This window comes from Photorhabdus sp. S10-54, from assembly GCF_963878145.1.
GTDB lineage: Bacteria > Pseudomonadota > Gammaproteobacteria > Enterobacterales > Enterobacteriaceae > Photorhabdus > Photorhabdus kayaii.
In genome coordinates, this window is record NZ_CAWNXG010000077.1 from 1 (window position 1) to 8,466 (window position 8,466).

Genomic DNA, 8,466 nt, shown 5'->3' on the forward strand with positions numbered 1-8,466 from the left:
ACAGAACTCCACCCTTCAGAAGCCAGAAGGATAGCTTTTATTCTGTCTCGTACCTGACCATCACGAGTGGTGTCGTGAAGATGCTCAAGTTTGATTTTTTGTTCTGATGTAATAAATATTTTCATAGCGAGGATAATGATCTCCATTTCGGATAAAATCAAGCATCTTCAATGATTACGGGTATATACCCGTCATCTTTCAAGTTGTCTCTTTGTTGGCTGCACTCGCTCACCCCGGTCACATCGTTATCTATGCTCCCGGGGATTCACTCCCTTGCCGTCGCGATGCATCTTGAAATCCATAGGGTATATATATCTAAGGCATAATCTCCCTATTTTAATGATAGAGAGATTATTTATTAAAGGGCTGTCCTAGATAACGATTATATTTTCCCCTTAACTATTTGTTTTAGAATATGTAATTGGTCTTTTACACCCGGTGTATTAAATCTCCACTCACACTCCTTGAGAAACAGCGCAAAATGCTCCTTTGGTATGCCATTAAATTTACGCATATGACGTTTTAGACTGGTTCCAAAAATTCTCTATCTCATTGATATGATTTTGACCATTTTTACTGTCTACAAACTCCGTGCTATGGTTGATTCGATAGTGTTTAAAATCCGACACGTCCAGCACATGTTGTATTGTTTTGCATGCTCTCTTACATATAACGACTGAACTAGTTCAGATTATATTAGAGGGATAACCCTATCGACTGAAGCAATAGTTGATTCCCTATGAGCAATGATCACTCGAGTAATATTTAATTTGTTGTTGATAATAATTTGCAACTTGATTGGTTAACTGATCTTTATTAATCAATCCCTTGGCCTGATAAATCTGATAATTCTCCATATTTTTTTGCTATATTTATGCCTTCTTCTGCTCGTTTAATTATTTCAGAAGAATGTTTAAATGATTCAGTATATTGTTTCTTTTTTTTCTAATGTTTCTAGTGTGGTTTTTTTGTTTTCTTTAAGCCGTGTAATCATTTTATCAATCTTTAGCTACTGGTTTATAATGTCTTTCCTTTGATTGTCGCTGACAACGCCACTACGCGTGCTTTTACTGACATCAATTTGATAAATTGGTTGACCTTTTTTTACGATTTGTCCTTCACTAACAAATTGTTTTACCACAAATCCCTGCACTCCAGAATAAACACTGACTGCTCGAGGATAAGTGGTAATTTCTCCGGTAACACTCACTCTTCTCGTATATGTACCAAAGATGATAACTATAAGAAAAGTAATAAGAAAAAAAAGACTAAACATACTGACTAACCAAGGGGATATGCCCGGTAGCAGAATAGCTTTTCCACGCCACTTTTTTTTCCTATTCTCAATCACCTGTTGACGAAACAATGAAACCTCCAAATTAAAACTATGATTCTCAACTATTGTTATTGTGAATCCGCGCACTGTTTTCTTTCGTGCTGTTGTCTATTTTGTTGTCAATGCATTATGATTTATCACTAAGTCGCTAATCTATGCCACTAGATCTTCATAATGTCAAGTAAGCTTCTTATGGGCTTTTGGGCTAATTATTTAATTTAAGTTATCACTTATTATGATTTTCTTAACCACATCTGACGGATCCTGGTTTTATTTTAAAAGACATTCATGTTTCTGGCTCACTGTAGAGCATCGAAATCACTGCTGTCATGAAGTTAAAATTATAGGTAAAGAAACACCACACCTTGAATTTGTGAAGATTGTACGATTAAATAATAGCTTATTCTATCTAAACAAAGATAGCCCCAGGCAATACCAGGGCTATTACAAAAAATTTATTTCTTATTTCTATTATGAATAGTAGAAATATGATTTTCCAATGAAGTTATTATCTTGGTCTTTGTGTAACCCAACTTGGATTCATTGGAAAAGTAGGCATTTGAACAGGCAATGGAAAAGCATTTTTTGGAAAAGAATTTATACCCGCTTCAAATACAGGTTTTATTGCGCCACCAATTGCTCCACTCACTGCTCCACGTAGAGCCCCTGCGCCAGCTCCTGGAGGACCGAATATTGCACCTGCTGTTGCCCCCCCCTGATGCACCCGCGGCTGCTCCTTTTGCCATATCTTTTGCTAGATTTGAAGCACCAGAAATAATTGCCAACTCATTTTGTGACAGTTCTTTCATTATTTTAATTCCCTATATAAATAAAGAATTATTGCATTTATAACTATCGATAGTATTGATGATATTATAGAAAATAATGTAACGCTGTCAAATATATTGAAAGATTTGAATATAAAAATACTGAATAATGGGTAAGATAAACAGACGAAAAAAGAAAAAAGTAATAGATACTGAATTTGCTTGCTGATGTTATCTTTCCTTACGTGATTATGTATATATAATATGTATCCTAAAACTGAAATAAGAATAGGGGAAAAGGCAAAGGAATAAAATGTCATAAAAACTCCTATTATAATCAAAATTATGTTATTCAAAGGGTAATAATTTACGTTTCTAATAAACGGAATACCTCCTGTTTCTTTCAGGATGAGAATATGGCTGTTTGTTTATTGATCACACAGTGGGTGTGATCAATAAACAGTCTTGGTTTAAAAATAACTCAAAATAAGGTGGTATTTTAAATAGGTAGATTAACATAATAAGTGCAACATCGTTAATCTGGAAGGACTTTGTAAATAGTTCGGTGTAATTGTCTTCTATTTAAAGATGATCGTTCAGACGATCACCGAACTCAATAATAAAACGGTTCATGGCCTGTCGTCAGTTGTAGATTGGTCTGTTCCATTTTTTCGAGGCTTGCCTATACCCGTTATCTTTCAAGTTGCCTCTTTGTTGGCTGTACTCGTTCACCCCAGTCACATAGTTAGCTATGCTCCCGGGGATTCACTCCCTTGCCGTCGCGATGCATCTTGAAATCTATAGGGTATAAATCACTTTACGCACTGCGCTGTCTGTCGGGAACACCTTACACTTCTTTATTGCCTGTCTGATGACGCTGTTCAGCGATTCTATCGCGTTTGTTGTATAGACTGCCTTGCGGATATCGGGCGGATACCTGAAGAGCGTGTTGAGGTTTTCTCAGTGGGTTCGCCAGTTTTTGCTGATTTACGGATATTTGGCAGTATCATCACAAAGATTTTCCGGCTTGACTCAGCTATACCCGTTTCGTTGGGATTGCGTCTTCTGTTTTAGTTCCGTTTTGTAGTTACTTGACTCAAACCAACAGGGATTGTTTTTATCGATTCCACAAGCCTTCGTGTTTGCCATCATATTCGCATTCCCCGTCATAAGGTCTTTGAGGGGGATGGCGAAACGAGGAAAAAACACGATGGGATGGTTTTATGGGTTCAAATTACATTTGGTCATTAATCATCAAGGTGAAATCATCTCGGTCAAACTCACGGCAGACAATGTGGATCCGAGAACCTGTGCGTGACTTGACTAAAGGATTAAGCGGCTCTCTTTACGCAGATAAAGGTTATCTCAGTCAACCTCTCGTCAATGACTTAGCGAAGGCAGAAGTGACTTTCATTACTAAAAAGAGGCGTAATATGAAAGCACAAGTTCTTGCTGCATGGGACAAACTGATGTTATCAAAACGTTTTATTATAGAAAGTGTGCCGCAGGCATACAAACTAGCAGCATAGGGAACGCAGCCAGTATGTAGCATAAGCTCAGGAGGAGAGGGTGGCAGGCCCATCGAAGTCCGCTGTCGGAAGCTGGCTTCAAACCCCCTCAAGCGGCTGCCGTAAAGAAGCATAAGGGGTTGTTTGCCTATTGGCGGGCAGGAATGACAGGTGTGTTTGCTGATGGGAGCGGTATGAGTCGAGAGGTTGCGGGGGCAGTTCCCGCGGCCTACTCAACCCATTAATGACCAATTGAAAAATATCTCTCAGATAGAACACTCACGCCATCGTAGTGTAAAAGGGTTCTTATTAACGGTTTTGGGCGGACTCATTGCTTATTGCGCCATGAAAACCGGAACTGGCCGCTGGCGTGAAATCAGTCCTTGTGTGGTGATGGTGACGTTATTGTTTGTATTGAAAATGGTATTTGTAGATACGCATTAACGGTGTATGAAGTGTTGAAAGCCTGTTAAATCAGGCTTTCAAATTTCAGAGAAAACTACTGATATTTTTCCGGTGACACAAAACCTACACAGATCAGTATTGGTTTCGTTTCAGGTTCGGGCTGGAAAAGAAATTCTTCCTTACTATTTATTCTTAATTTTGACCAGTCTTGCAAAACACTGTGAAAATCTTCTTGTTCGCAGGTTTTTCCCTTTGCACCTACCAGAATAGCACCGTCACGTATAATATCGCTTTCCTTAACATGGCGGTTGTAGATATTGGGTGCCTGCTCTCCTGATATCCAAGGTTGAATAGTCTCTGGCTGACTTGGCGCGTAAACAGTCAGCCACTGATGCAAGTATTCGCCCCCGACATAATGGAGCGGTGTCGAATAGCGTTGATGCCAGCGTTGTTCTAGTTGCCAGGAAAAATCTTTGATACCTTCGAATTTATGGCCGGCACCGCGAATATTGGCTGCCATAATCAGTACATATCCCATCAGAATCAACCCTGCGACGACAATCAGCCCTCTCAGGGTATTGCGTAATGATTTCTGTGGAAAACGAGTAATAGAACCAACCAACAGCGCTGATGAAACGGACATAAAGGGGTGCAGCCATTCTGTCATTCTTCCCCCCTTATTGAATGAGAACCAGCAGTAGATAATCAGTAATGGCAACAAGATGATAATGTTTACCAATCGGTTCGGTTGCTCCTTCGGCCAGCTAATACGGCCGCCAAGCTGATAGATAATAATGCCAACGATAATCAGCGGATAAAATACCGATAATAACGATCGGGTAGTGTGTAGATTAAATCCATTATCTATTTGTGAATCTACCCATTTGAAAGCGGCAAAATCATTGTTCCATAGCCACCAGAAATTAGGCAATACCAGCACAAACCAGATAACCAGTGCGATATAGAGCGCGGGTTGGCGGTAACATTGTCGAACTTTAGGCACAAATAGAGTCAACAGAAAAACCGAACCAACCAGTGCCAATGTGGAGTATTTCCCCATTGCTGCCAGCCCGGAACTGAGGGCAAATGCCAGCCACCAACGCGGATTGTCATACACGGCTCGTAGAAAGAACAGCATAGCCCACGGCCATAGCATAATTAGCAGATAATTATCGTTGTAAGGAATAATATCAAAGTTAATAATACCGGATAGGTTCAATGTCAGCATGGCAAGCCATGCCAGCTCTTTTTTCCTTGTTAGCCGGAACGCCAGATGCCATACACCGAGCATGCCAATCGCGATAGCAATAAAGTGAATGAAATACCAGTAAAAACTCAATGAAACACCGCTTATATGGATAGCAGGCAGCATCATTACACCCACTAACCACGGATTTTTAGGTGAACCCCATTCGCCGTTTTTTCCCCAGTTCAATGCTTCGACGGCATCATAAGGGACGGTTGGGTCGAATGAATAACTCACTATCATCCATAACAAAGCATAACCAACTACCCACAAGTAAACGTATTTATAGCAAGAAGTATCAAAAATAGGCATATCGATTTATCATTTATTGAAAGCTAAGAGTAATAGAATATTTGTTGATGGTTAAACCATGCATGAATGATAAGAGATTTTTGGCTATATTTTTTAAAAGATAAAGAGTTATTCACGGCGCTTTTCTATATGTGCCGTTTCTGCTAGATTCCGGCGCAGCAATACCCTGATAAACCAAACTGAGTAACCGGCTATGAACCCGTTAAAGAAAAAAGCACCAGCCAAAACATCTGCTAGTAAACAGAAAAGAAAAAACCGCGAAGAATTGAATGCGGAAGGGCGTGCACGTAAGCGTGAGAAAAAACATCGCGGCAATCCGCCCGGTAACCGCAATCAGGAGCAGAGCGGTGATAAACATCAGTCAGGCAAACAGCAACGTGATCCACGTCTTGGCAGTAAAGTACCTGTTCCGCTGATCGTTGGAGAACAACCGACAAAACCTGTCATTGCTAATAAAGTCGAGACAAAACCACGTCTGTCGCTACAAGAAGAGTTGGCGATGCTGGAAAACGACGATCGTCTGGATGCATTGTTAGAGCGTCTGGAAAATGGCGAAAGTCTGTCTAAAGAAGAGCATGCTTATGTTGACACTACGCTGGATCGGATTGATGCTCTGATGGAAGAGTTAGGTATTAAGCTGGATGAGGAAGAGAGTGAAGAAGAGAAGCAAGATGACATTATGCAACTGTTGAAAGGTAAATAATTTAATCTCCCATGATCAGAGGCGGGTTGATCCTAATAACCATACTATTAGTATGTTATTTGCTATGGTTATTGGGTAAACTATGGCGATTATCGCGGCGTAAAACCCGGCTGCGCAGAGTCACAACGGCGCAACATATTAAGCATATGAAAGCGTTACGTTTTGATGGGCAAAAACATCGGAAGGGATAAGCATGTCTGAGCAAGCCATCGTTTGGGATCTGCCTTTGATCCAGAAATACAATTATTCCGGCCCTCGTTATACTTCATATCCTACGGCGCTGGAATTCAATCAACAGTATGACAATGCAGCATTTATCCAGGCTGCTACCTGTTACCCTGAACGACCGCTTTCTCTCTACCTCCATATCCCGTTTTGCCATAAGCTCTGTTATTTCTGTGGTTGTAATAAACTGGTCACCCGTCAAAAGCATAAAGCGGATGAATATTTGCAATGGCTTGAACGGGAAATTCGTGACCGGGCAAAGTTGTTTTCTGGCCGTAAAGTGAGTCAGATGCATTGGGGTGGTGGTACACCAACCTACCTTGATAAAGACCAAATCAGTAAATTGACGGGATTGTTGCGTAACCATTTTGATTTTCTGCCAGATGCTGAAATTTCCATTGAAATTGACCCACGTGAAATTGAACTGGATATGATTGATCACTTGCGCAATAAAGGTTTTAACCGTCTGAGCATGGGTGTGCAGGATTTCAATAAAGAAGTTCAGCATCTGGTGAACCGTGAACAGGATGAAGAGTTTATCTTTGCTTTGGTTGCCCGTGCCCGCAAAACGGGTTTTAATTCCACTAGTATTGACCTGATCTATGGTCTGCCGAAACAAACACCAGAGAGCTTTGCTTTCACTCTGGAGCGAGTATTAGCATTGTCACCGGATAGAATGAGTATTTTCAATTATGCTCATTTGCCGAACTTATTTGCTGCTCAACGTAAAATCAAAGCGCATGATTTACCGAGTGCCGAGCAAAAGCTGGATATATTGCAAGAAACAATTGCAACGCTGACAAATAATGGTTATCAGTTTATCGGCATGGACCATTTTGCTCGCCCGGATGATGAACTGGCAGTCGCTCAGCGGGAAGGGAAATTACATCGCAATTTTCAGGGTTATACCACTCAGGAAGAGTGTGACCTGCTAGGCTTGGGAGTTTCTGCTATCAGTATGTTGGGCGATAGCTATTGCCAAAATCAAAAAGAGTTAAAAACCTATTATGCGGAATTAGAAAAACAGGGGCATGCTTTATGGCGTGGTTTAACTTTGTCCCGAGATGATTGTATTCGCCGTGATGTTATTAAAGCGCTTATCTGTAATTTCCGTCTAAATTTTGCCGATATTGAGCAGCAATATGGGCTGAGTTTTACCCGCTATTTCGCAGAAGATTTGCAATTATTAGCGCCATTGGTTGAAGATGGATTGGTTGAAGTGAATGAGAAACAGATTTGGGTAACGCCACGAGGCCGGTTACTGATTCGTAATATCTGTATGTGTTTTGATATTTATTTACGCCAACAGATTCACCAGCGTCAGTTTTCAAGGGTGATTTGATTGTTCAGAGCATGATTTTTAAATAAGAAGGTTTTAACCTCTTTTTATTTTACATTTGGGTATCCGGTTTTATAGTTTTTACTTAACCTCATTTACCTATACCCGCTTAACTTGAAGATGCAGGATTCATAACCTGGAAGTTGTCATTAATACGGCACGACAGGTTCCCGGCCAGTTCCGGTAATATTTCCGTAAAAAAGCGATGTATTGCTTGCTTGAACAAGGTCGTCGAGGCGAAATAACGGTTATTCCTGATTTGTTCATTCATCACCTTCCACAGCCTTTCTATCGGGTTCAGATTCGGGCTGTACGGTGGCAGGTAATGAAGCTCAATATTCATCACATAAGCCCAGTCTTTCACCAGCCTGCTTCGGTGGTAACTGGCTCCGTCAAGGATAATATGAACCTTCTGACTGACCGGATAGGTCTCACGGATGGCAATGAAAAACTCGGCGATGTGATAACTGTCGATACGGTCATACTCGCGTACGACCATTTTACTAATATCAGCCAGATTAAGGGCACCCATCAGGTTCAGACGGGTACGGCTTCCCGTGGTTTTCACCGCGGTTTTCTGACCTTTACGCATCCAGCCATAAGCCAGTTTCGTCCCCTGCGTGGG

Annotated in this window: 5 protein-coding genes and 6 pseudogenes; 4 read left to right on the plus strand and 7 right to left on the minus strand. The window is 40.9% G+C overall.

Features of this window, described 5'->3' with window-relative positions:
- From AACQ83_RS22715 to AACQ83_RS24810, 5 genes and pseudogenes are all read right to left on the minus strand, one after another.
- A pseudogene (locus AACQ83_RS22715) lies at window positions 1–125 on the minus strand (IS630 family transposase); the annotation flags it as partial.
- A 257-nt stretch (window positions 126–382) separates the two neighbouring features.
- A pseudogene (locus AACQ83_RS22720) lies at window positions 383–638 on the minus strand (transposase); the annotation flags it as partial.
- Window positions 639–770: 132 nt separating this feature from the next.
- Window positions 771–1,366: pseudogene (locus AACQ83_RS22725) on the minus strand (colicin V secretion protein CvaA); the annotation flags it as partial.
- Between the two features lie 478 nt (window positions 1,367–1,844).
- The gene (locus tag AACQ83_RS22730; RefSeq protein WP_112879709.1) at window positions 1,845–2,060 is read right to left on the minus strand and encodes a hypothetical protein; all 216 of its coding nucleotides are present in this window, start codon (window positions 2,058–2,060) and stop codon (window positions 1,845–1,847) included.
- Window positions 2,061–2,685: 625 nt separating this feature from the next.
- Window positions 2,686–3,090, minus strand: a pseudogene (locus AACQ83_RS24810) (transposase); the annotation flags it as partial.
- Window positions 3,091–3,098: 8 nt separating this feature from the next.
- Between AACQ83_RS24810 and AACQ83_RS22740 the strand changes: the two are divergent.
- Window positions 3,099–3,605, plus strand: a pseudogene (locus AACQ83_RS22740) (IS982 family transposase); the annotation flags it as partial.
- 240 nt (window positions 3,606–3,845) lie between these two features.
- Window positions 3,846–3,953: pseudogene (locus AACQ83_RS22745) on the plus strand (transposase); the annotation flags it as partial.
- 157 nt (window positions 3,954–4,110) lie between these two features.
- Here AACQ83_RS22745 and AACQ83_RS22750 read toward each other — a convergent pair.
- Entirely contained in the window at window positions 4,111–5,574 is a 1,464-nt protein-coding gene (locus tag AACQ83_RS22750; protein WP_112879711.1) for an ArnT family glycosyltransferase, read from the minus strand.
- Between the two features lie 193 nt (window positions 5,575–5,767).
- On the opposite strand from AACQ83_RS22750, the gene yihI reads away from it, so the two are divergent.
- Window positions 5,768–6,277: a Der GTPase-activating protein YihI gene (gene yihI / locus AACQ83_RS22755; RefSeq protein ID WP_112879712.1), complete on the plus strand. Its 510-nt coding sequence runs from the start codon at window positions 5,768–5,770 to the stop codon at window positions 6,275–6,277.
- Between the two features lie 193 nt (window positions 6,278–6,470).
- Window positions 6,471–7,844, plus strand: a complete 1,374-nt coding sequence (hemN, locus tag AACQ83_RS22760; RefSeq protein ID WP_112879714.1) for an oxygen-independent coproporphyrinogen III oxidase — start codon at window positions 6,471–6,473, stop codon at window positions 7,842–7,844.
- 106 nt (window positions 7,845–7,950) lie between these two features.
- Here hemN and AACQ83_RS22765 read toward each other — a convergent pair.
- Window positions 7,951–8,466, minus strand: a 516-nt coding sequence (locus AACQ83_RS22765; RefSeq protein WP_112879716.1) for an IS630 family transposase, incomplete at its 5' end; no start/stop codon positions are given.

Bases quoted from the DNA above. Each gene is read 5' to 3' on its own strand.
- AACQ83_RS22750 (WP_112879711.1), bottom strand. From the start codon at position 5,574: ATGCCTATTTTTGATACTTCTTGCTATAAATACGTTTACTTGTGGGTA.
- yihI (WP_112879712.1), top strand. From the start codon at position 5,768: ATGAACCCGTTAAAGAAAAAAGCACCAGCCAAAACATCTGCTAGTAAA.
- hemN (WP_112879714.1), top strand. From the start codon at position 6,471: ATGTCTGAGCAAGCCATCGTTTGGGATCTGCCTTTGATCCAGAAATAC.